The organism is Peribacillus sp. Aquil_B1 (assembly GCF_022603275.1).
Taxonomy (GTDB): domain Bacteria; phylum Bacillota; class Bacilli; order Bacillales; family DSM-1321; genus Peribacillus.
The window spans coordinates 1,498,175-1,520,068 of record NZ_JAKXEE010000001.1 but is presented as its reverse complement, the minus strand read 5'-3'; the positions used below and the strand labels follow the sequence as shown (position 1 = coordinate 1,520,068).

Genomic DNA, 21,894 nt, shown 5'->3' with positions numbered 1-21,894 from the left:
AATTTTGCTCAACCTTCCCGAATGTCATGTTAATTTAATCCATAATAATATCATTTCTTCAACTATTCTGCCTCTATAGTTCCGTAAGAAAAAGGTTGCCGCAGCAACCTCCTTTATTGAAGTAAAGCACCCGTTAGTTTATTAAGACAAGTTTACTTTATTCAAGAATCGCGCCCTAATGTTGAATATTGTCCCGGAACGCCATCACTGAAAGGATATTAAGATAAGTACACGAAGTAGATAATTTCCTAAAATACCCTTTTTTCAGGAGACTGTTTGTTTTTAATCCGAAGCTGGAACGACAGAGTCGCAATTTTTTGAGCTAACTCACCCGTTAGCTCAGTAGCAAAAGAATGACAACTCGTTATTTCTCCCAAAGCTCGATCAGTCGACCTTCAGGATCTTCAATCCAAACAAACTTTCCAAATTCACTAATCTCTTTTTTCTTTGCAAGAGGTACACCAATATGTTCAAGATGCTTAATAGTCTCGTTTAAATCATGTACTTGGAAATTTAACATCACTTGTTGTTCTGTTGGAAAATACCTGTCATTCTCAGTAAAGAAAGAAAAGATAGTCTCATTTCCTAATTGGGGTTTTATCACAGTCCCATTCCAATTTTCTATTTCAATCTCCAATACTTCACTATACCATTTTTTTATAACTTCAAGATTCTTGGTTCTCCAAAATATTCCTCCGAAACCTTTTATCATCGTATCTAACTCCTGTCTGTCATCAAATTTTCAGCTATCCGATTACATTAAATATTCGAGATTTACATTTTAGTTCCTTCTTCAACTATATTGCCCCTTTAGTTCATTAAGGGGTAGAGTCAGGAAAATGCGGATTTACAACGTTAAGGAAGTTTCAATATTAAAAAACCTAATTTCTCAGCATTAAATGAGAAATTAGGTTTTTTCATTAATAGAAAAAGACTTATAAGTATTTATCACTAATCACTTTCATATGGTGTAACTCGTGCCCGACAATGCCATATGCAAAGGTACCTATCGAAACTGGGCTGTTCATTACAGTTCCATTACGATCCCACGCTGCATCATCAATGGTTGAAATAAGACTTAACGTGTTGGAGCGTACCGTGTCTAAACCAGCTAGTAGCTGCTCCCAGGATAATTTGTTGAAGTTTGCCGCAGAAACGTATTGATCCTGATCCATTGCTGGGAGTGGTGCACTTTCATTTCTTGCAATGGCAAGCATTCGATACGACATCACACGTTCCACGTCGGCCAAATGCCCAATCACTTCTTTTAAAGTCCATTTCCCTGGTGCGTACGCCTTCCTTGCTGACTCCTCTGATATGCCGCTCAAGAAGGTAATGGTCTTAGTTCGTTGCTTACTAAGTATTTCTTCAATATCTCCATCTGGCACAAGACTAACATACCTATCATACTCTGGATTTTCAATAGATAATGGTCGTGGACGCACAAGAATCCTCCTCATCGGAATAGTTAATTATGGTTCTAGGCTAATATTCGACTGTCAAGAAGATATTTCCTTTATTTGATATTTAATTTCATTACCGCAAAATAATTGCAAATTAAACAACTTTATTATCTCTGTACAACTGATTTATGCAGTTAGCATAATACAGATAATAATGGATTAATTCACTTTTTATTCCACTATCCTGCCCCGTTAGTTCCATAAGAAAAAGAGCTGCCAAAGCAACCCTCTTATTGAAGTAAAGCACCCGTTATGAATACACTACGCTTCTTAGACTAATCTACCCTTTTCAATATGAAAGGAGCTGCGGAAGCAACCCCCTGTCCGTTAGTTTATACCGCACGCCCCAAAAGGAAAACGTTACGAGAATGGACATATTTTCGAAAGAAAAAATGTCCATTCTTTTGGTAATATAGAGGCAGCTGTTTATAATGAGGCTTATATAACATACGGAGATGATGAAAAAATGACAGGACCCGTTTTGATTTTGACCATTATTTTAACGATATTTAAACTAGTTGTTACCTGCCTTCCAACCGATGTCGTCAATTGGCTTTTGAATAAATTTAAGATGCATCCAACACTTAGTGACGGGAATACCGTGATCACGATGGACGGAAAACGCTTGGAAGGGGAAGAGAAGAACCAAGTGATTCAGGATGTTAACCACGCGATGGTTTTGAAGAAAAATCATATATTTCCTGGAAACGATTCCTTGTTTTTACAGCCGGAGAGCGGTGTTAAGCCATTGGTCATCGATACGAAAAAAGGAAAAAAGGATATTCGGTTATTGGTGTTCGTGTACGGTGACCATGTGGATGTCGTAAAACAGGACAAGAAGAAGCTCGTGGCATATAGCATGCGTTCCGAAAGCCTCCAAGACCGTTCGATGATGAAGGGAATGGATGTAAAAGAAGCATAAAAGGAAGAAAAATGAAAAACCACACCATGATGTGTGGTTTTTTGATTGGGAATTATTTATTTTCTGACACGACTTTTTCTTCTCTTATGAGGATGCCTTCATTTTTTGATCGCTCACCTAGATCGCGGTCTTGATAATCAGTGACCATTTTCTAGTACGACGCACACTTTAGCTGAACAAGGGAATTTTTTTTACTTGATTTTAATGTATGATAATGTAAAGAATCGTACATGTAAAAGTCCTCAAAATTGGGGGCCTTTTCATTTAATTTATTTTCTTTTTATAAATATATAATTCAATATTATTAGGAACGTTAATTACTTCTAAAACTACGCATGGCACTCCGGCGGTCGTGCAGTACCATCAGGATAATTATTCCCATCATCACTCCCAAGGCGCTACCTAACTCAGTGGTTAGTACATATGCAAGCGGGTTCTCTAGAGCAGGTTGTGCATCGGGGCGAGTGGCGGCCAAGCGGTTAAAGAGGTTATAAGAGAACAGCATTCCCGACGAGATCCATGCAGTTGCCATAGGAGGGAAGAACCTCTTCAACCCGCGGCGGGTGGTCAGTACCAACAAACCCCACGCCCCCGCGAAGGCCCATACACCGGTACTCAACGACAATAGGTGCCACCATAAATCGCGGTTATCCAACATAGCTGGGTTGATGCCAATAGTTCCACCGACCGCCCAGAATAGCTTAATAATTCCAAGCAGGATACATCCAGCCGCGACAAGCCTAGCCAAGGTGATATGCAGTCTCTGGCTGTTGCCCGGGAGTAATTCAATGTCGATTGGATCGGCAAATGCCTCTGGCCAACGCTCTTTAGCGTATCCAGCTAAGGCGAAAGGCAGGCAGATGCCGACTCCAACCAGTGAGACCATTACGAAAATCTGCTCATATACCCAAATGTTGGCAGCCCCTGCCTGCTGATCACGTATCATAGCAGCAGGACCAAGCACAGGCGCCAGCAACAGCATAGGAATAAGTAAACCAGTACCTACCCAGACGGGCAAGGCAACCAACCAGGCGGGCAGTCGCTCACCCCATGTCATGCTAAACGCCAATGCTAACAGGAAACCAACTGCAGCTAGAACCATTGTTACTGCGTTTGCAGTGCGCCAACTTGGGTCGCCCATTTGTTCGGTCGGCATGAAGAGACCAAAAGTCCAGGCGATTTTGATTAACAGATAAGGCATTACCGCTATAGCGGCACCATAACCCCAATATCTACGCTTCTTCATCAAATGTGAAATTAGCTGCTTTTTCATTACTGTCATGAGGTCACCTCGGCCGCCAGACCAGTGAGTTCGTAAATCTCTACCTCTACAATGAACAGAGCGCTTCCAATTAAACTCTCATTTTTATTTCTATTTATTACTATAAATAAACACCCCTTAAGAATTATAATTTAAACTGTTTTAGGTTTAATGAATCATAGGACTTTTCACGAAGATAATCATTTCCCCCAATACTCTCACCATCAATACCAAAAAAACTGCTCTGCCCGCTTTTATTTAAACATAATATTCCAATTACAAATCACTTATTCTAAAAATTGACACATGAGGATCGCCTTCATTGACGACCTTCTTGTGTCAATTCTTCTTGAACTATCCTGCCCCTTTAGTTCCATAAGATAAAGAGCTTTTCTAATCAGCTCCTGTTATTGAAGTAAAGCACCGGTTAGTTTTTTAAATCAAATTACTTTCACATCTATTTATCTACGTTATTACTTCTCTCATTATTTTGAAGATAAATCTTTTTAAGAGTTGAATTTATATTATTCAATGCAATTAGAATAACCCCCAACATAACAAAGGTTACAATTTCCCCAGTAAACGTAGCTACTATTCCTAAAATTACAGCATAAAGAGTGTATAACCAATTACTCATTTATCCAATATCATCCATAATCTACATAATTAACTAATTTTACCACAAAATTTTAATTTTCTTTATACAACTAACCTTCCCCTTTAGTTCTATAAGAAAAAGCTGCCTTAAAGACAGCTCCGATCTTCAGCTAACGCACCCGTTAGTTGAAGAACAATGCTTATGTATTGTGTATTATCTTTGTACTAAAGAAAAAAACAGCTTATTTAATGCCTCTAAGATTTATAGTCCACTATGTCTCCCTCGTCATAAGCTTCTTTAAATAATGGTGGCGTTTTCGCTTCAGACTGATTTTGTGATGAGGAACGAATACCATTCTCAGCTAAGATATCTAAAATTTTTTGAATATCTTCTTTGGTTGCAGGTGCTTTATTTGGCTTTAGGCTAGTCGCTATTTTACCGTTGGACTCTAATATCGCCAATTCCACATCTTCGACATTTCCTATATTTTTTTGGCGAAGTGCACTTTGCACCTCATCTGTCGTTAATCTGGCTTTTTTTAGCTCTTCTAACTTCACCTTTCCATCTTTAATTAGTATTGATGGTACTCCATTAATAAACTTTCTGGATTTTGGAAACCATATTTGTATTTTTGCTAATAATACAATTCCTATAATGAGCAAAGTTCCAGCATATACTGCTTGCCATTCCTCTTTCAATGCTAAAGGTTGGATTAGTACAGCACCAATCGATATCCTTAACACAGCTTCCGAAACTGTCGTTTCTGCAAGTGATCTCTTTCCTGCGATACGCAGAAGAATAATTGCAGTACAAAAAATTAACAATGCCTTTAATACATAAGGTAAGGTAGATATGTCTTCTAAAAAATCCATCATTTTTCTCATTCCTTTAACATTTTTTGTTATTATCTGTTGACTCTATACCAAATATGTAGATAGTTTTTGGAAAGACTAGGTAATAACAAAAATTCAGGTGTTTTTTAGAATGTAAAATAAAGGCTAAATAACTAATTCTCCACTTCAACTAAACTGCCCCTTTAGTTCCATAAGAAAAAAGCTGCCTTAAAGACAGCTCCGATAATCAGCTAACGCACTCGTTAGTTGAAGAAGGATGTACTCGAATTACGGTGTGATAGAGGGTCGTTGAGGATTACACAGTCGATAATCACATTAATTACCTTCTGCTAAGTAATAAGGTGTTTCGTAACCTTGGCAACCAATGATAGAGTATTTGTTTCCTTCAACTAAAATTTTCTCGCATCCAAATGTGTTAATTTCTCCACTACCGTACTCATCTCTAGTGGTATCCTCAGTAATTTCAAGCTGCTCTCCGTTATATGTTAAATCAGTTAGTATTGGGTCTCCTTCCTTTGTGTAAGTAACCACACGAATACTATCCTTTTTCCCTGTTTCTGTATTCTTAATAAATTCTTTTAACCTAGTTTCGTTTTTAATATCACCATTATTTCTATTCACAATATCAGTATCAGAATGAACAAATTTTTTTGAATCAGTCTCTATATTGGCACAACCAACTATAAGCAAAAACATTATGCTGACAGTTATAAAACCTAAATATCTTATCATAAACTCCCTCCTTTATTTATATGACGTTATAAATTGTTTTATGGTTTCACTTATGCAACTAACCTGCCCCGTTAGTTCCATAAAGAAAAAGCTGCCTTAAAGACAGCTCTGATATTCAGCTAACACACTTGTTAGTTGAATATTTCTCTATTCTTTACAACATACTCTTTCGTAAAAGAAAAATGAATCGGGCGACTTTTTGGGGTTCGATTTCCCAAAAGGGTGCCCTAAAGCTTCTGTCCCACTAGCTTTATTCAGCCCTAACTACGCTTTCGAAATTACTTTTGTGGGATCCGTCACAAAAAGGTTTATTATCGGAAAGTCCACATCTGCATAGGGAAAAGGCTTCTTTTGTTTCAATTTTATTCCCTTCACCATCGACTAGCTCTACATTCCCTGATACACGTAATGAACCATTATCATTAACTTTAATAGTAGCTATAATAAATCACCTCTTTTTTAAAACATTTTTGCCATGGGGGAATAACTTTAAACGATAAATAAGTTCTACTTCCTCAATATTATTTGATTGACATCATGAAATTACCAAAAGAAGAAGTGTTATACCAATAAAAACACACCACATTTTATCGCCCTCCCCCTTATTTTTAGAGGATATTACTTGAAGGACTGATGGGGATGAATAAAAAATTAGTAAAATGTAAGTCTCCGTTGATAGAATAATTGAACATACGCAGAAGGGTTCGAGAATCTTTAAAAGATCTCGAACCCTTCTGTTTTAATATGTGAGTGTCCAGTCTAGTTTACGGGATGTGTGAAAAAAAAACGAGTGAAAATATAATTTCTGGTAAACAAAGTTTAAGAGATTTTTACGAATAAAAAAAGTGAAGAAGGAAAACCCTTTAGAGTGGCTAATATGAGTTAGCAACAAACCTACATTGACATGTCATTGCGCTTGTTTTTATGAGAGATATATTTTTTCGGTATCGCAACATTATACGGCACATTGCTATGTCCGTAGCTACGATGAATCATCATATACAGTAAACCAATACCTACAACTATGACTCCTGAAACGAGCACGATATAGTTATCATACCAAGGTGCATCTGGCGTTCTTGGCCAACACATGTTGATCATTGCGATGATTCCGTAGACAAGCGCACCAATATTGACGGGCAGTCCCCACTTGCCCAATTGATACTTACCACTTGGCTTCCATCCTTTTAGTCTAGCTCGAAGTGCAGCAAAGACAACCATTTGGAATCCAAGATAAATGCCAAATGCCGCAAAACTGATTACCTTTGTGAGCGCATCTGTAGACACTTTTGATCCAAGCACAATGAGGGCTGGGACAATTGCGGCAAGAAGCAGCGCATAAGGTGGAATGTGACGAGCAGCCGAAAATTTCTTTAACAATCGGCTTCCTACAATCATGTCATCACGGCCATACGAATAGGCAAGTCTGCTTGCTGCCGCTTGTAAACTCATTACACATGAAAGGAAAGAAATCAACACAATACCCAGTACAATCTTCGCGCCAACAGCACCAAATGCATCGTTTAGTAAGGTATCAACAGGCGTTACGTCCTTACCAGCGATAACTGCTGGGATATCAGCAACTGATAGTACTAAAGCAAGGCAAACAAAAGTTGCTGCAGCACCGCCAATGTAAATGGTCCGACGCATTGCCTTTGGGATAAGAACACCTGGATTCGGTACTTCTTCAGCAACATCACCACAGGCTTCGAACCCATAATATTGAAAAATTCCAATTAATCCAGCTGCTGCAAATGCATACATGTAGCTATGACTACCTTGAGCACCAAAAGAATCAAAGAGCACATCAAGACCGTGCACCCTTTGTGTGATAAGCAACCAAAATCCAACTACAAGCGCACCGATAAGTTCAGCAGCAAAACCAATAACTGCTGCAGCTGCGAGAACCTTTGTGCCAAGAAAATTGATGATAGTCGATAGTGCAAGAAGGACTACTGCACAAAGAATCGCGGAGTCCACCGATACTTCAAAACCCAAAACTTGTGCTAGATAAGGTCCAGCTCCGTACGCGACACTGGCAATCGTCACAAGCAAGGCCATTAAGTAAACCCAGCCAGTCATCCACGCCCACTTGCGCCCCCATAGTCTTCGTGCCCAAGGATAAACTCCTCCTGCAACAGGGTATTGCGCAACAATCTCACTGAAGACAAGTGCGACTAGTAATTGTCCGAGTCCAACGATGAAAAAACTCCAAATCATAGGTGGGCCACCTTGCGCAAGTGCGTATGCAAATAGTGAGTACACACCTACTACAGGTGAAAGATAAGTGAACCCTAGCGAAAAGTTTGCCCACGGACTCATGTCGCGGCGAAATTCAGATTCATATCCAAGCGATGCCAGTTGTGCAGCATCACTATCATAATGTTCTGACGCAGAACCTCCAATTTTTTTAATCAGATTTTCTTGCATATTTGAGCCTCCTTAAAATGGTATATATATTCTTATACGCAATTGTTGTGCCAATATAAAAAATAATATAAATATTCAGTTAATTACACTTTGATAGAGGTGAATTTTACAATTAAATTTCAATTTTGATATTTTGTATTCAACTCTGAAATAATTTTAAGCTGGGAGATAGGGATTTTATGCCAAATAGCTTCCATCTGTTATTACTTTTTAATCATTAATGCATAATTTATTCATAACTTCATAGGAACGTGAAATTGTTGGGCAGAACCCTAGCTTTTTAGTAAGTAGTTCAGATAACGTGGAGAAAAAGCCAAATAACAAAGTAAATAACATACGAATTGGCAAGTTAAATAGCAGATTAAATAACAATATAATTAGCATAAAAAAACACTTGAGTACCCAAGTGTTTTTGGTCTTTAATGTGTAATTCTTGTTCAACTAACGCACCCGTTAGTTTAAGTACACTCTTTCACAATCTTAACAATAAATAAAAAAAGCCGTCCTAAAAGACAGCTACTCATATATATTAGTTTGAAACAGTTGGTACAAGTTTTAAAAATTTACGATAACAGAAAATAGTTAAAGTTAATGGTACTAAACTCCATAGATAAAAATATGTTCCATACTGATTCCATCTTGTGGTTGTTGTAATACCGTCAGCGATTTTTATCCCTAAAAAATTCAACTGCATATTCCCGTCTATTCTACTAGTTGATAAACCGTAACCTTCTCCTGCCATCATTATAAATAATAAGCCTAAACACCCTGCAAGCCCTAAAAACAGCCATCCTACTTTGTTTTTGTTCAAGTTACCCCCTCCTAAAAATTGTTTGTAACAAAGAACATTCTACAAATATTGGTAAAATCCTTGTTGAACTAACCTGCCCCTTTAGTGCCATAAGAAAAGAGCTGCCTTAAAGACAGCTCCAATCTTCAGCTAACGCACCCGTTAGTTTAAGTACATTTATTCACAATCACAAAGTCTAAATAAGTGTTTATAATTTTAGAAACCTCATTGATTTGCAGGTAGGACATTGGGCTGTTGAAATATCGGTTTCATCATTCACCCAATCATAATTACAATTAGAACAGTGTAGAACTATATGCTTTTTTTTGTATTCTTTTGATTCTTTTATATATAACTCATAATCTTGAGGGAACATATCTGCTAATGTACGAAATACAAAATTACTATCGCACTTACGTCCGTTCCAATATTCTTTACCACCTTTATATTCAATCATATTTTACACTTCCTCCTACTATTAGTTCCATAAAGAAAAGGCTACCTTAAAGACAGGTCCGATCTTATGCTAACGCACCTGATTGTTGAATAGTAAGATCTATTCAAATAATGGAACTTTTGGGTCTATCCCATAACAATGAACAAGCATAGAGTGTAATTGCCCTCTGTGATGATAAACGTGAGCTACAATCTCTAACTACCATTCATAACGTGAGTATGTAACACCCCAATAAGAAGTAATTTCCTCTTGAAGTTCGACTTCTGTAAAATTCATAAATTTATCTTCTAAAAATTGATGATTTTTTATCAAGGCTTCTTTCATCTCATATAGGCTTTTATATGAAACACTTGAATAAAACTTATTCATCTTGTCTTGGGATTCCCCGTCCGATATAAGCGAATCAGCTTCACAAATAATAGCAATGTGTTCTAATAGCTCTCCTATGGAATGCTTATTAGGTGTAGGTCTTTTTTGTAAGTCATTTTCTTCTAACTTTTCTATCATCTCAGCAATTGTCGTTATAGCTACTTTAATTTGATTTAATGCACTCTTACAATACGTATTCATCTCAACCTCCTTTACTTTAAATAAATAATAATATAAGTTCGCATTTAATTTTAGCTTTATCCTCTATTCAACTATCCTGACCCTTTAGTTCCATAAAGAAAAAGCTGCCTTAAAGACAGCTCAGACCTTTAGCAAACGCACATGTTAGTTGAAGTAATTTTTAATTTCTTTCTTATTTGTCACAACTAATATCTTATTATGGTATATCCCAAATTTATTATAGAAATTTGGTTTCCCTAATTCTTCAAAGTATCTATTCCACTTAAACATTTTAAAAAATATATTTAATGTGGGTTTATAGTTTGACCTTTCTAATCCAATCTTTTGTAAGATAAATCTTTTTATTATTCGATAGGTTCTCACTGAATAATTTGTATCTAAGAAAATAATTAACCCCGCATTACGAAAACTATTAGACACCCATTCTTCATTATGAACCCCCTCTACAATCCATGTTTCAGAATGAATAATAGTATTAAAATGTTCTTCTCTTTCTTCTTCAGTTCTTCTAATATCTCCAGATTCATACCTTTTCCAAATAACATTATCCAATTCATAAAGTGGGATATTTAACTTAGAGGACAACTCTCTTGCTAAGGTTGTTTTTCCACTACCAACTGAACCTATAATATGTATTTTATTTGGAATATTTTTTTTCAATAAGACCACCACCGTCATTAGAGTTCTCTATATATCAAATTTATTCTAGTTATTTATTGGAATGTCCTCTTCCAACTTCCACTATCGTTCATTAAGGGGTACCACCAGCATGACGCGGATTTACAACGTTAAGGGCATCTAGATATAAAAATAGCCGGTTTTCACCACGATAAGGGTGTAACCGGCATTATTGCTAGTATTTGTTTAATGGTCGCAAAGTTTAAGATGGGTAACCTCTTTCTACACTTTCTTTATAATGAAAAGGTTACCCAAATCCAGTTATATACGAACAAATCTTAACAATTCATCGAACGAATGTTAAACAACAAGTAGGACTGAAGTCATCCCTTGCCGGCAAACTGGATCTGATAGATTTTCTTGGGACGCCCTCGCAGCTTTTCCTGCTTTTTGTAAAGAATACGGGCCACCCCTTTTTCCTCCAGACGATTAAGAATGCGATTGGCACTTCTTACCGTGACATCAAGATGGTAAGCAAGCTCCTCCGCTGTCAGTTCGTTGCTTTCTGTCTTCGAAATGACCGCCATGATTTTTTGGAGCTGAAGGGTAGAGATTTCCACGTCTTTGCTGATGCGTTGGATGGACTTGTTGACTCCGTTCAGGTACTCCAAACAATTTCCTTCTCCCAATGGCCCGATGATTTTATCCGTGTCTGTCACCACATAAGTACCCGGGGACCGGCTAGTTACGGACAAGTTGTTGGCTGACTGCGCGTTCGAACGCGCCTTGTACATGGTATTGTCTACCCCCCAACCAATGTGGACTGAAAAGGGCAACACTTTGCCAAGATAGGACATAAGCAAGCATTGCGAAAGGTTGTGCGTAAGTGTCTTGAGTTCCTTGTAAGAACTGATGAGCTCAAAGCTTCCACTGGATTTTTGGATGAGAAACGGGACTTTTTGCTCTGTGCTGAATTCCAGTAGCGATTTGTGCAAAAGCATTTGCTGAAACTCCCACTCGTTGATGTTTTGCTTCCCCGTGTCCGGATTTCCAATTGTAATGTGGCCAATGGCAATTTGGCTCTCCGCCAGTTTAATCAATGAAAGCTCGCTGATGATTTGCTCGAATTGCTGCACAACTGAATCAGGCGACGGGAACAGGAAAATATGGGGGACTTCATGGCGGACCAAATCTTCAACAATATTACTCAACCGGGTTAATGACAAATCGATTTTTCCCTCTTGCCACAACTGGATGTGTTCATTCAGTACCTCTTCATAGACCTGGTCAGTCACTTGTGAGAAAGAGACCATGAGAGGCATGTCTTTTTCATTCAGCACCTGCTTCAATCCAAGAAAGTTGTTTTGACTCGCTATAAAGTCAATATAGATCCTAGAAAAATCAAGGTTCCGGTTGGACAGGCTGATTTGCAACAACTTTTCGTAGAATTCCTGCTTGCTGATTTGAAAGGTATAGGTAGGAATAGGGAATTTCTCCCACTTTTCCATCAAATAATAGTAGGCCAGCTCAGTCAGCACAAATCCATCCACATGCTGCTGGTTTTGTAGGTATAGATCGATCGTTTCATGCAAGCGTTGATACGGCAGCATTACAATTTCGCAGCTCTCCTGGACCCGATCCGGTACTGTTTTCAACTCTTTCAGGGAATGCTGGGCAATCATGACACCCAAACGTATCATACCCGATCCCTCCTTTCGTTCACTAGTAACATTATAAGAGATTCGGAGCCACTTGGAAATGTTTTAAAAAAACTTGAAATGTTCAGATTATTAACTTATACTCAATTTTAGACAATTCGTCTTAAAAGTGTCTAAAAATAAATATAAACACAAAAATATATACACATATCCTTCTATACCTAAATGTGTTTATGTTTTTCGGACCGGATAATTGTTGGCTTGCTCAAATATAAAAGCGCTTTCAAAAAAAGGGGGGGGAGTTCAAAGATGGATCCACTTGCTGCAAACCGTAAACAGAAAACCTTGATAATGGTTCTTCTCTGTCTTGGCTGGATGGTCAATACCTTCGACAGGATAGCCATCAACGTAGCCGTCATTCCTATCTCCAAGGAGTTCGGTTTAACGGAAACACAGGTAGGTCTTGTGATTAGCAGTTTTTTTCTAAGTTATGCAATTATGCAGCCAATCGGAGGCAGTCTGGCAGACAGGTTTGGCTCACGGAAAGTGATCTTGTTTTCCTTAATTGCCTGGTCCATTTTTACCATTCTAACTGGAATGGCCTGGTCGTTTCTTTCTCTGATTGTTCTCCGTTTCTTGTTCGGAATTGGGGAGGGTAGCTATCCTTCTGCAAGCCAAGTCTCACTCGCGGAAACCTTTCCGCAAAAAGAGCGCGGACGTGCCAAATCGGGACTTCTAGCTGCAGGGAAGCTAGCGGGCGTGCTAGGGACACTAGCTATCGCTAGCCTAATTAGTATCTTTGACTGGCAGTTCATGTTCATCTTCCTTGGTGTTGTCGGTTTGCTACTTGCCTTTTTTTACTGGAAGTATTTCTATCCTGCAGGAACACAAGGCATTCAAAAAAATGCACCTAGCGAAAAAATGTCGTTAAAACAGGCCCTTAAAATTCCTTTGTTATGGCAGCTTACTGTGATTTACTTCGGAATTTCAATAGTGAGTTGGGGAACTGCGGCGTGGATGCCATCTTATATGGTTAAAGTGCGGGACCTTGACCTGGTATCGATGGGTGCAGTGGCTACCATTCCGGCCATCATGGGTCTCATCACAATGCTTTTTACTGGTTGGTTGCTGGACAAGTACATGGTGGGAAGAGAAAAATACTTAATTGTTTTGGGAGCACTGATCGGGATGATATCCCTGTATTTTTTTATCAACGCCCCTTCTATCCCTTATGTAGTAATGTATGGCGCATTCGCAAGTATCGGTATTGCGATAGCCTTGACCACCACGTTAACGATGCCGCTAAAGTATATAGCCTCTTCTTCCATAGGCACGGCTACTGGGATGGTATATTTGGGTGGGCAATTAGCTGGCGTTATTGCTCCTACCGTCATGGGATTCATGATTCAACAGTTTAACGGTTCCTATGATGCCGGATTCTGGTTTTTAATTTCCGCGCTTTTCATTGCTCTTATTGTCGGGATGACTGTGCGAACCCATTCTGACGAAACGAGTGACCAAGCTACAGAGATAAACTCCAGAGCTGAGTAGCATGGTTCGCATCTAATTAAAAGAAAAGAGAGGATGTTCTTCATGTTTAATCGTCAAAAAATTGCAGATATTATTGAACAAAAAAGAAAGACATTTATCCATGTGAGCGACTGTATATGGGACTACGCCGAAACTCGATTTGAAGAGTTCCGTTCGGCAGATTTGCTTTGCAAAACACTGGAAGAAGAAGGATTTAGTGTAGAACGAGGAGTCGGCGGCATGGAGACCGCTTTTATCGGGAGCTATGGAAGCGGCGGACCTGTTGTGGCTATTCTTGGGGAATACGATGCACTATCCGGACTGAGCCAGGACCGTGGAATCGCATCTCATAATCCAATCAAGCAGGGCGGCAACGGCCATGGCTGCGGTCACAACCTCCTGGGTACCGGCTCGTTGGCGGCTGCAGTAGCTGTTCGCCACTTTATAGAAGAAAATCAAATCAAAGGAACGATTCGCTATTACGGCTGTCCGGCTGAAGAAGGGGGCTCAGGAAAAACTATTATGGTCCGAGAGGGTTTGTTCGATGATGTGGACACGGCTATCTCCTGGCATCCGTATTCCTTTAACGCAGTTGCATCGGTAACAAACGTGGCCAACTATCAGGTGTACTTTAAATTCAAAGGAAAAGCGGCCCATGCAGCAGGCTCTCCTCATCTCGGCCGCAGTGCATTGGATGCCTTAGAGTTAATGAATATCGGGGCTAATTTTCTCCGTGAACATATTATTCCTGAAGCTCGCCTCCACTATGCTATTACTAATTCGGGCGGGCTGGCTCCCAATGTTGTGCAGGCAGAAGCGGAAGTACTCTATATGGTGCGGGCTCCAGAACTGGAGCAGGTAGATGAGATTTATCACCGCGTATGCAAGATTGCCCGTGGTGCCGCCATGATGACAGAAACAGAAGTTGACATCATTTTTGATAAAGGGTGCTCCAACTTGATTCCTAATCGAACATTAGCAGCTGTTATGTACGATAATTATCGCAAGGTTGGAGTCCCAGAATTTAGCGAAGAAGAAAAAGCATTTGCCCGTCAAATTCGCACCACCATGCCAGAACCCGATAAGAAAAGTATTTTGCGCACGCTTTCTCAGCTACCAGTAGACAAAAACTTAATTCAAAAGATAAAGGAACAAGAGCTTTCCACTGTGTTAATGCCCTATATAAACAAAACCTTTCGTATGACCGGTTCGACCGATGTTGGAGATGTCAGCTGGATTGTACCTACTGTGCAATGCGCAGTCAACTGCTTTGCGATGGGGACACAGCTTCATTCCTGGCAGGCTGTGGCGCAGGGGGGAACATCGATCGGCCACAAAGGTATGCTGCATGCCGGCAAAGTAATGGCTGCTACCGCAGTCGATATACTGCTCCAACCAGAAGTCATTGACCAGGCAAAAGCTGAACTGAAGGAAAATTTAGATGGAGCTAACTATGTCTGCCCAATTCCGACGGAAATCAAACCTTCATTAAGTCGATAACTTTCAAAAAGGAAAAGCCCTACAGTTATTTTACAACAACTGTAAGGGCTTGATTTTTTCCTATTTAGTAAGATTTAACAATCTGGACGGGAGTGGCTATTTTTGCATTCAGATCCCTTGTAAATCTGAGTTTTGCTGACGGTACCCCTTATAGAACTAGTTCTATAAGCATTAGAAGCCCGTAAAGCCACCAAATACATTATTTGTGAGAAAAGATGTAATCTTGGTCATCCAATCAAAAAATAAGACAATCCCCATAATAATTGTTAAATTACCACCAAATTTAGTTATTTTGTGGTTATACTTTTTTATCCATCCTGATTTCCCTATAAAAAATGACATTGTTAAGAACGGTATGGAAAACCCAAGAATATAAGCAATCATATATACTAAACCCTGTCCAGTCGATAAACCAAGGGTTACAATAGCACCTAATATTGGTCCAATACAAGGAGTCCAACCAGCAGCATATCCTATCCCAATTAAAATAGAACCTATATAACCAGATGGGCGACTTTTAAAAGTTATTTTCCTGTCCATCATTAAGAATTTTGGTTGAAAAAACCCAACAATCATTAAACCAAAAATAATTATCAAAATAGCCCCTACTTGTCTTATTAAATCAATATATTCATAAAATAGATCGTAAATAAAAGAAGTTGATAACCCTAATATTACAAAAATAATAGAAAACCCAACCAAAAAGAAAAGTGTATGAAGCATTGGTTTGCGGTTTAATTTGTTATTATTGTCTTTTAATTCACTAACTGATAATCCTGTAATATAAGATAAAAACGCAGGGTATAAGGGTAAACAGCAAGGAGATATAAAAGATAGTATCCCTGCACCAAAAGATAAAAAAATATTTAAGTCTCCCATTCTTCTTTCCTCCAGTTTTGATTTTCACTTTTATATAACTTTACCATATTTGCCCATACCCTTGTTCAACTATCCTGCCCCGATAGTTGCATAAGAAAAAGCTGTCTTTAAGACAGCTCCGATCTTCAGCTAACGCACCCGTTAGTTTAAGTAGATTTCTTCACAAATTCATTAAATCGTTTTTTATCGGCCAGTTTTCAACAAATTTAATTTACTTCTTTTTTATATTTACTGCTAAACCTTCTATACCATTTTTAGTAAGAGTTTTATTCACTATTTTTTCCAGATTTTGTTTTGTACTATCGAAATCTTCTTTTGAAGTTCTAATCCCCAAATTAACTGAGTGGGTTTCTGTGGATATTCCATAAGCTACAACAACGTCAACCTTCTGCTTGTCTAGTTCCTTAAAAATCAATGATTCAATTTCCTTTTCTTTCTTATTTGTTGAAAATATTTCTGGATCTTTAGGAGTATTAGAACAAGCAGTTAAAAACATAAACACTAGACATACCAAAATTAAGTTCTTATTAATGATTTTTTCCTCCTCTTTTATTTGGCATAATAATCCCTTGAATTTAACATTACCGTAATTATTTTCTTTGCTCAATGGACAAATGGAACTTTTTGGGGTAGCACTAAACTGCCCCTTTAGTTCCATAAGAAAAGAGCTGCCTTAAAGACAGCTCAGATCTGCAACTAACGCACCCGTTAGCCATCCATGAATCGCAAAAATCGGCGATTCACCACAAAGAATGAAAATGGTTAGGAAGTGTCAATACTAATACTGCCTTAATCCAGTCAACCCTAATCCATAGACAAATTAATTAACGCTCTCCTCTTTTTTAAACGATTGAGCAGGGTCTTCTTAAGTATTGTCATTTTTCCATTTTTAAAGAAACTTATTTTCATGGTAGTTCTATAAGAAAAGCGATTCTTATTAAAGAATCGCGCCCTTTAATTGAACAAGAAGGGACTATATTTTATTGAAATTATCGTCAACAAACCTCTTCATTTTATCTGTACAAGAACGCTAAGTTTCCAGGTTAGTAATTTTGCCGAAAAGTAATGCATCATAATACTTATCCTCTATAAAATAGTGGTCTTTTAATCGTCCTTCTAACTCATACCTGTTCTTTTCAAGTATCCGTGCAGAGCCAATATTGGCATGCACTACCATAGCATGGAGCTTATGAAGATTAAGTGATTTAAATGCAAAATCACTTATCAATGCAACAATCTCTGTTCCATACCCCTTATCCCAATGATGTTTATGCAACACATAACCAATTTCAGCTTGGTTTGCTTCTTGGTCAAAATTGAAAATTATGGCTGTTCCTATAATTGCTTGAGTTAATTTTTCAACAATGGAGGAATATAAATGAGTTCCTGCCGACTCACGTTTTAACATTATTTCAATGAACTGACGAGTTTCCTCCAAAGTACTCATCAAATTCCAGCCAATAAATCGTGAAACCTCTTGATCTGACGCATAATGATGTATCTTTTGAACATCCTCTATCCTTAGTGCTTTGAAGTAGATTTTTTCACCCTCTAATGAATGAAATAAAACAGCCTACTTCTCCATTTTAACCTCCTCTAACTACGCTTTGTTAATGAACCTCCGATGGTAGCGAAAATGTCCCCAATTAAGATTAAATATCATCGCACTCATCTTAGTATATCCTTTCAAATAATTGTCCATATATATGTTTCAACTGTTTCCTCGGCAATCTGTCACTTAATGGAATAACATGACTGACGTTTTTAATCAACTTTATTATGTTTTAAACAACTTTAATGTCACTTAACAGTATTCCTTATGGAACTATCCTGCCCCTTTAGTTCCGTAATAAAAAGGTGAACGCAGCAACCTCCATTATTAAGTAAAGCTCGGTTCAAAGGTACAAACTCCATTACATTAACTTGTGATCCAAACAATGAGGAAAGAATTTAAAGACACATTCCACATTCCATCCTGCACTATTTCTTTCTGCAATCACAAGCTCTCTATCAAAGGCTACTATTATTTTTCTCATGACTAAAACCTCCGTAATCATGTCAAATTAGATTGGATTTTTTATAAATTCATGAATTCATTTCCATGCCACCGGATACCGGGACATAAGTTCCTGTCATAAAGGCACTTTGATCACTTGCGAAAAATAAGGCAGCACGAGCAATATCCTCAGGGTTTGCAATTCTTCCTAATGGAGTAAACATGGCTGCTTTTTCTTTTTCTTCTGCGGGAGTATGTTTAGTAGCATCTGTTTCGACCATACCAGGTGATATTGTATTAGCTGTAATATTATATGGTCCTAATTCTTGAGCCAGATACCGTACAAAGGAATTAATTGCTGCTTTCGCTGTTCCATGTGCAATAAAGCCATGCATAGGCTGGTGGCTTAAACCACTTGAAATGAAAACTAACTTCCCGTATTTCTGTTCTTTCATAATCGGTAATACTGATTTTGTTGAAACGAAAGCTGCTTTCACTTCCTCTTCAATTTTGGGTCTGAATTCATCCCATTCCATGTCAAAGAAGGGTTTCATAGCAAAGTGAATGGCTGCGTTGTTTACCAGAATATCCACTTTTCCGAAATGTGAAATAGTTTGATTGACTAGAGAATTCATTTCTTCTTGATTTCTAACATCTGCTTGAACAGCAATGGATTTTCCACCATTTTCGCGGATGAATTCTACTATTTCATCTGCCGCACCCAGATTATTGGCATAGTTTACAACTACCTTAGCCCCATACTGAGCAAATAATTTGGCTGTAGCAGCTCCAATCCCTCGACTTGCTCCTGTTATTATTGCTACTTTTCCATTTAGCATCTCTATCTACTCCTTCATTTAGCTTTTGTAATTAAAATAATTGACGCTCCAACTACATATGACACAAGTAAAAAATACATGCTATAGCATATATAATGCGAAAAATTGGCTTTGTTCCTTATAAATAGCATAGCATCCATAAGGAACAAGTATTAGTAGCGTGTATCATATAATTTGTTTAATAACGATTTTAATTGCTGGATCTCTTCTTCGCTTAAATTACTCGTAACGAAATAATGAGCATCTTCAACCACAGGCAGGATAGTTTTTTTTATATCGTCACCTTTTTCAGTTAAGAAAAGGTAATGTGAACGCCTGTCTTGGTTATTAAAAGACTTCATTACAACCCCTTTTTTTTCCATTGACTGTATCATTCTTACGACAGTAGTTTGATCTTTATCAATGGCTTCTGCCAACTCTTTTTGAGTAGTGCCTTTTTGGCTGCAAAGAACACTAATAATGCCCCATTGTTCTGGGGTAACTCCATAAGGTTTTAACCTCTTGGTAAAATAATTGGTCATTTTTACATCCGTACGATGAATAAGATACCCTATTAAATCATGTAAATCCATATATTCACCTCTATTAATTAAGATATAAGATAAAGGTAAAGGTAGGCATATTACTAAATCTTCCACTGTGGATTTATGGATATCATTAAATATATGCTATAGCATATATATTGAACCCAACTATTTTAATTGTCAACTTAAATACCTGTTAGTTTTCAGATTCAATATCAATCCCATACATTATAGAAGGAATGACTAATTTGATAAATTCTTCTGGAGGTACCTTACTACTCCTTCTCCATTCTACAGATGCCCCGTAGATTCCCCAACTTAACATGACAGCAGTAATTTTTAGAGATTCATCCTCTTCAGTTCTATTTTGTTTTAACAACATTTTGTAAAAAATGATTTCGAGCTGTTCCCTAATAATACGGGCAATGGTATCTTTGTATCCTCTATGGCAACGATTGGATAATGACTTTTGAAAATTTGTTATAGCTTTAAAAATACTAGCGAAAGCTTCTTCATTCAGTGCGTCATTTTGGTAAATATCATAATCCAAATTAACTAATAATACTTCTGATAATGCCTTCTCTAATAAGTCGTATATGTCTTCAAAATGATAATAAAAGGTTGCACGATTAATCATGGCCTCTGACGTTATATCCTTTATCGTAATATCCTTAAATTCCTTTCCTTCTGAAAGTTTAATGAAGGAATCCATAATTAATTTGCGGGTACGTAGAACTCGAGGGTCCGTCTTTGATTGTGTCATTTTGCTGTCACTCCTATTTTTTCAACAATTTCTTAAATGTGTTGTATAAACGACAAATCCACAGAACTATTGGTGTTGATGCTTATCATTATTACTTAAAATTCAATTGTAAAGCAAATATTATATTGCCTCTTTGAAAAGTCAACCAGTACTAAGTCACTTTACGGATTTTGAAAATATGACCTTTTGGCCTGCACCATTTCATGAACAATTAGAAAATAATTTCAAGAAATGATCAAAATCGTGGGAAAAGAACAGAACATTACTTCTTTTCCTCGCTTATCCTTTATGTATGTAATCATAATATTGAATAGAGATGAGGGAAATGAATTGAAGAACAATAATAATATGATTTGTGATTTAGAAACAGGTGTATGCGGAGTAGCTGACAGTGAGGAAATGGAGGTTATTGACTTTAATCAACCAAAGAAGTCAATTAATCTTTATTATGTGACCGATCCTATCTGTTCTCATTGCTGGGCAATTGAACCGGTTCTTCGTCGTTTTGTCGTGCAGTATGGTAATTATTTTAACTTCCATACGGTTATGGGAGGCTTACTGGAAAAATGGCATGACGGACCAATCGATCCTGCAAACGGAATTTATAAACCAGCTGACGTTGCTGGTCACTGGAGAGAAGTTGGTGAATATTCAAGAATGCCAATAGATGGGACTTTAATGATTGATAACCCAGTCCAATCCTCCTACCCACCTTCTCGTGTATTTAAAGTAATTCAAAAAAATCATAATGATGCAATTGCATTTGAATATTTGCGCCGCGCAAGAGAAGCACTTTTCGCATTTAATCAAAATATTTCAGATAAATCCGTTATGATTGAAATTGTAAATAAACTTGGACTTGATGGAGAAGCCATTGTAAATGAGGCTGAGCGACTCATCGGACAACAATTATTGAATAAAGATTTTGGTCTAGCTAGAAGCTTGGGTGCCAGAGGTTTTCCTACTATTTTCATAATCAATGAGGAAAATAAAGGAGTAAAAATTGTCGGTGGTCGTCCCTTTGAATACTATGTTGACGGATTAAAACAAGTTCTAAATACAGAAGAACTGCAACCAAAACTGCAACCTTCCCTTTCTACCTTGCTTGAAAAAGAAAAACTTCTATTTTCTAAGGAAATTGAAGTAATGTACGATGTTGAAAAATCAGATGTTAACTCTTTTATTGATAAAGAGCTTTCACCAGATCGTTATCAAGTGAAGGAAATTCTAGGGGAATCCTATTTAACAACTACTAAATAAAAAAAAGCACCGCCCAGTATCACCCGTAAAGAAGGTGATACTGGGCATTTTATCTTCCCCTGCCATCATAAATAATAATCCTAAACACCCTGCAAGCCCTATAAACAACCATCCTACTTTGTTTTTGTTCAATTTACTCCCTCCTAAAATTGTTAGTACCAAAAAACATTCTACAAATACTGGTAAACTATTTATTGAACTAACCTGCCCCGAGTTCATAAAGAAAAAGCTGCCTTAAAGACAGCTCTGA

The 21,894-nt window shown here is 37.7% G+C and carries 24 protein-coding genes; 4 read left to right on the top strand and 20 right to left on the bottom strand.

Going from position 1 to position 21,894, the window contains the following annotated elements; all coding sequences use genetic code 11:
• Positions 1-364: 364 nt before the first annotated feature.
• Positions 365-712 carry a VOC family protein gene (locus tag MPH60_RS07655; protein WP_241590340.1) on the bottom strand — a complete coding sequence of 116 codons (348 nt, stop codon included), beginning with the start codon at positions 710-712 and terminating at the stop codon, positions 365-367.
• Between the two features lie 223 nt (positions 713-935).
• Positions 936-1,445, bottom strand: a complete 510-nt coding sequence (locus MPH60_RS07650) for a DinB family protein (protein ID WP_241590339.1) — start codon at positions 1,443-1,445, stop codon at positions 936-938.
• Positions 1,446-1,929: 484 nt separating this feature from the next.
• On the opposite strand from MPH60_RS07650, the gene MPH60_RS07645 reads away from it, so the two are divergent.
• The gene (locus MPH60_RS07645; RefSeq protein WP_241590338.1) at positions 1,930-2,385 is read left to right on the top strand and encodes a YfmQ family protein; all 456 of its coding nucleotides are present in this window, start codon (positions 1,930-1,932) and stop codon (positions 2,383-2,385) included.
• Positions 2,386-2,698: 313 nt separating this feature from the next.
• On the opposite strand, the gene MPH60_RS07640 is transcribed toward MPH60_RS07645, so the two are convergent.
• From MPH60_RS07640 to MPH60_RS07590, 10 genes are all read right to left on the bottom strand, one after another.
• Entirely contained in the window at positions 2,699-3,667 is a 969-nt protein-coding gene (locus tag MPH60_RS07640; protein ID WP_241590337.1) for a hypothetical protein, read from the bottom strand.
• 831 nt (positions 3,668-4,498) lie between these two features.
• Positions 4,499-5,119, bottom strand: a complete 621-nt coding sequence (locus MPH60_RS07630) for a DUF421 domain-containing protein (protein ID WP_241590335.1) — start codon at positions 5,117-5,119, stop codon at positions 4,499-4,501.
• Positions 5,120-5,413: 294 nt separating this feature from the next.
• Positions 5,414-5,830: a DUF4362 domain-containing protein gene (locus MPH60_RS07625; protein WP_241590334.1), complete on the bottom strand. Its 417-nt coding sequence runs from the start codon at positions 5,828-5,830 to the stop codon at positions 5,414-5,416.
• Positions 5,831-6,080: 250 nt separating this feature from the next.
• Entirely contained in the window at positions 6,081-6,275 is a 195-nt protein-coding gene (locus MPH60_RS07620; protein WP_081109037.1) for a CDGSH iron-sulfur domain-containing protein, read from the bottom strand.
• Between the two features lie 449 nt (positions 6,276-6,724).
• Positions 6,725-8,260 carry an APC family permease gene (locus tag MPH60_RS07615; RefSeq protein ID WP_241590333.1) on the bottom strand — a complete coding sequence of 512 codons (1,536 nt, stop codon included), beginning with the start codon at positions 8,258-8,260 and terminating at the stop codon, positions 6,725-6,727.
• A gap of 529 nt (positions 8,261-8,789) precedes the next feature.
• Positions 8,790-9,071 (bottom strand): hypothetical protein, encoded by a 282-nt coding sequence (locus MPH60_RS07610; RefSeq protein WP_241590332.1) that lies wholly within the window; start codon positions 9,069-9,071, stop codon positions 8,790-8,792.
• A gap of 187 nt (positions 9,072-9,258) precedes the next feature.
• Positions 9,259-9,507 carry a hypothetical protein gene (locus tag MPH60_RS07605; protein ID WP_241590331.1) on the bottom strand — a complete coding sequence of 83 codons (249 nt, stop codon included), beginning with the start codon at positions 9,505-9,507 and terminating at the stop codon, positions 9,259-9,261.
• A gap of 198 nt (positions 9,508-9,705) precedes the next feature.
• The gene (locus MPH60_RS07600; protein ID WP_336275393.1) at positions 9,706-10,077 is read right to left on the bottom strand and encodes a DinB family protein; all 372 of its coding nucleotides are present in this window, start codon (positions 10,075-10,077) and stop codon (positions 9,706-9,708) included.
• Between the two features lie 144 nt (positions 10,078-10,221).
• Positions 10,222-10,737 carry an AAA family ATPase gene (locus tag MPH60_RS07595; protein ID WP_241590330.1) on the bottom strand — a complete coding sequence of 172 codons (516 nt, stop codon included), beginning with the start codon at positions 10,735-10,737 and terminating at the stop codon, positions 10,222-10,224.
• A 341-nt stretch (positions 10,738-11,078) separates the two neighbouring features.
• Entirely contained in the window at positions 11,079-12,395 is a 1,317-nt protein-coding gene (locus MPH60_RS07590; RefSeq protein WP_241590329.1) for an HTH domain-containing protein, read from the bottom strand.
• A 267-nt stretch (positions 12,396-12,662) separates the two neighbouring features.
• Here MPH60_RS07590 and MPH60_RS07585 point away from each other — a divergent pair, with 267 nt between their 5' ends.
• Positions 12,663-13,904 (top strand): MFS transporter, encoded by a 1,242-nt coding sequence (locus tag MPH60_RS07585; RefSeq protein WP_241590328.1) that lies wholly within the window; start codon positions 12,663-12,665, stop codon positions 13,902-13,904.
• A gap of 42 nt (positions 13,905-13,946) precedes the next feature.
• The gene (locus MPH60_RS07580) at positions 13,947-15,383 is read left to right on the top strand and encodes a M20 family metallopeptidase (RefSeq protein WP_241590327.1); all 1,437 of its coding nucleotides are present in this window, start codon (positions 13,947-13,949) and stop codon (positions 15,381-15,383) included.
• A gap of 171 nt (positions 15,384-15,554) precedes the next feature.
• On the opposite strand, the gene MPH60_RS07575 is transcribed toward MPH60_RS07580, so the two are convergent.
• From MPH60_RS07575 to MPH60_RS07550, 7 genes are all read right to left on the bottom strand, one after another.
• The gene (locus MPH60_RS07575; RefSeq protein ID WP_241590326.1) at positions 15,555-16,262 is read right to left on the bottom strand and encodes a cytochrome c biogenesis CcdA family protein; all 708 of its coding nucleotides are present in this window, start codon (positions 16,260-16,262) and stop codon (positions 15,555-15,557) included.
• A gap of 211 nt (positions 16,263-16,473) precedes the next feature.
• Positions 16,474-16,920: a hypothetical protein gene (locus tag MPH60_RS07570; RefSeq protein WP_241590325.1), complete on the bottom strand. Its 447-nt coding sequence runs from the start codon at positions 16,918-16,920 to the stop codon at positions 16,474-16,476.
• A 372-nt stretch (positions 16,921-17,292) separates the two neighbouring features.
• Positions 17,293-17,802: a GNAT family N-acetyltransferase gene (locus MPH60_RS07565; RefSeq protein WP_336275394.1), complete on the bottom strand. Its 510-nt coding sequence runs from the start codon at positions 17,800-17,802 to the stop codon at positions 17,293-17,295.
• Positions 17,803-18,175: 373 nt separating this feature from the next.
• Positions 18,176-18,298: a hypothetical protein gene (locus tag MPH60_RS27720; RefSeq protein ID WP_272492809.1), complete on the bottom strand. Its 123-nt coding sequence runs from the start codon at positions 18,296-18,298 to the stop codon at positions 18,176-18,178.
• Between the two features lie 49 nt (positions 18,299-18,347).
• Positions 18,348-19,097, bottom strand: coding sequence for an SDR family NAD(P)-dependent oxidoreductase (locus MPH60_RS07560; protein WP_241590324.1), 750 nt, complete (start codon positions 19,095-19,097; stop codon positions 18,348-18,350).
• 152 nt (positions 19,098-19,249) lie between these two features.
• Positions 19,250-19,669, bottom strand: coding sequence for a MarR family winged helix-turn-helix transcriptional regulator (locus MPH60_RS07555; RefSeq protein ID WP_241590323.1), 420 nt, complete (start codon positions 19,667-19,669; stop codon positions 19,250-19,252).
• Between the two features lie 148 nt (positions 19,670-19,817).
• Positions 19,818-20,384, bottom strand: coding sequence for a TetR family transcriptional regulator (locus tag MPH60_RS07550; RefSeq protein ID WP_241590322.1), 567 nt, complete (start codon positions 20,382-20,384; stop codon positions 19,818-19,820).
• A gap of 348 nt (positions 20,385-20,732) precedes the next feature.
• Here MPH60_RS07550 and MPH60_RS07545 point away from each other — a divergent pair, with 348 nt between their 5' ends.
• Positions 20,733-21,644, top strand: a complete 912-nt coding sequence (locus tag MPH60_RS07545; RefSeq protein ID WP_241590401.1) for a DsbA family protein — start codon at positions 20,733-20,735, stop codon at positions 21,642-21,644.
• Here the strand turns inward: MPH60_RS07545 and MPH60_RS07540 are convergent.
• Complete coding sequence (locus MPH60_RS07540; RefSeq protein WP_241590321.1) at positions 21,627-21,776, bottom strand: hypothetical protein; 150 nt, start codon at positions 21,774-21,776, stop codon at positions 21,627-21,629. The two genes, MPH60_RS07545 and MPH60_RS07540, sit on opposite strands and share 18 nt — an antisense overlap.
• Positions 21,777-21,894: the final 118 nt, after the last annotated feature.

What these genes read in the sequence shown, in the direction of transcription:
- MPH60_RS07655 (WP_241590340.1), bottom strand. Translation starts at nt 712, where the DNA reads ATGATAAAAGGTTTCGGAGGAATATTTTGGAGAACCAAGAATCTTGAA.
- MPH60_RS07645 (WP_241590338.1), top strand. Translation starts at nt 1,930, where the DNA reads ATGACAGGACCCGTTTTGATTTTGACCATTATTTTAACGATATTTAAA.
- MPH60_RS07640 (WP_241590337.1), bottom strand. Translation starts at nt 3,667, where the DNA reads ATGACAGTAATGAAAAAGCAGCTAATTTCACATTTGATGAAGAAGCGT.
- MPH60_RS07630 (WP_241590335.1), bottom strand. Translation starts at nt 5,119, where the DNA reads ATGATGGATTTTTTAGAAGACATATCTACCTTACCTTATGTATTAAAG.
- MPH60_RS07625 (WP_241590334.1), bottom strand. Translation starts at nt 5,830, where the DNA reads ATGATAAGATATTTAGGTTTTATAACTGTCAGCATAATGTTTTTGCTT.
- MPH60_RS07615 (WP_241590333.1), bottom strand. Translation starts at nt 8,260, where the DNA reads ATGCAAGAAAATCTGATTAAAAAAATTGGAGGTTCTGCGTCAGAACAT.
- MPH60_RS07605 (WP_241590331.1), bottom strand. Translation starts at nt 9,507, where the DNA reads ATGATTGAATATAAAGGTGGTAAAGAATATTGGAACGGACGTAAGTGC.
- MPH60_RS07600 (WP_336275393.1), bottom strand. Translation starts at nt 10,077, where the DNA reads ATGAATACGTATTGTAAGAGTGCATTAAATCAAATTAAAGTAGCTATA.
- MPH60_RS07590 (WP_241590329.1), bottom strand. Translation starts at nt 12,395, where the DNA reads ATGATACGTTTGGGTGTCATGATTGCCCAGCATTCCCTGAAAGAGTTG.
- MPH60_RS07585 (WP_241590328.1), top strand. Translation starts at nt 12,663, where the DNA reads ATGGATCCACTTGCTGCAAACCGTAAACAGAAAACCTTGATAATGGTT.
- MPH60_RS07580 (WP_241590327.1), top strand. Translation starts at nt 13,947, where the DNA reads ATGTTTAATCGTCAAAAAATTGCAGATATTATTGAACAAAAAAGAAAG.
- MPH60_RS07575 (WP_241590326.1), bottom strand. Translation starts at nt 16,262, where the DNA reads ATGGGAGACTTAAATATTTTTTTATCTTTTGGTGCAGGGATACTATCT.
- MPH60_RS07570 (WP_241590325.1), bottom strand. Translation starts at nt 16,920, where the DNA reads ATGGAACTAAAGGGGCAGTTTAGTGCTACCCCAAAAAGTTCCATTTGT.
- MPH60_RS27720 (WP_272492809.1), bottom strand. Translation starts at nt 18,298, where the DNA reads ATGAGAAAAATAATAGTAGCCTTTGATAGAGAGCTTGTGATTGCAGAA.
- MPH60_RS07560 (WP_241590324.1), bottom strand. Translation starts at nt 19,097, where the DNA reads ATGCTAAATGGAAAAGTAGCAATAATAACAGGAGCAAGTCGAGGGATT.
- MPH60_RS07555 (WP_241590323.1), bottom strand. Translation starts at nt 19,669, where the DNA reads ATGGATTTACATGATTTAATAGGGTATCTTATTCATCGTACGGATGTA.
- MPH60_RS07550 (WP_241590322.1), bottom strand. Translation starts at nt 20,384, where the DNA reads ATGACACAATCAAAGACGGACCCTCGAGTTCTACGTACCCGCAAATTA.
- MPH60_RS07545 (WP_241590401.1), top strand. Translation starts at nt 20,733, where the DNA reads ATGATTTGTGATTTAGAAACAGGTGTATGCGGAGTAGCTGACAGTGAG.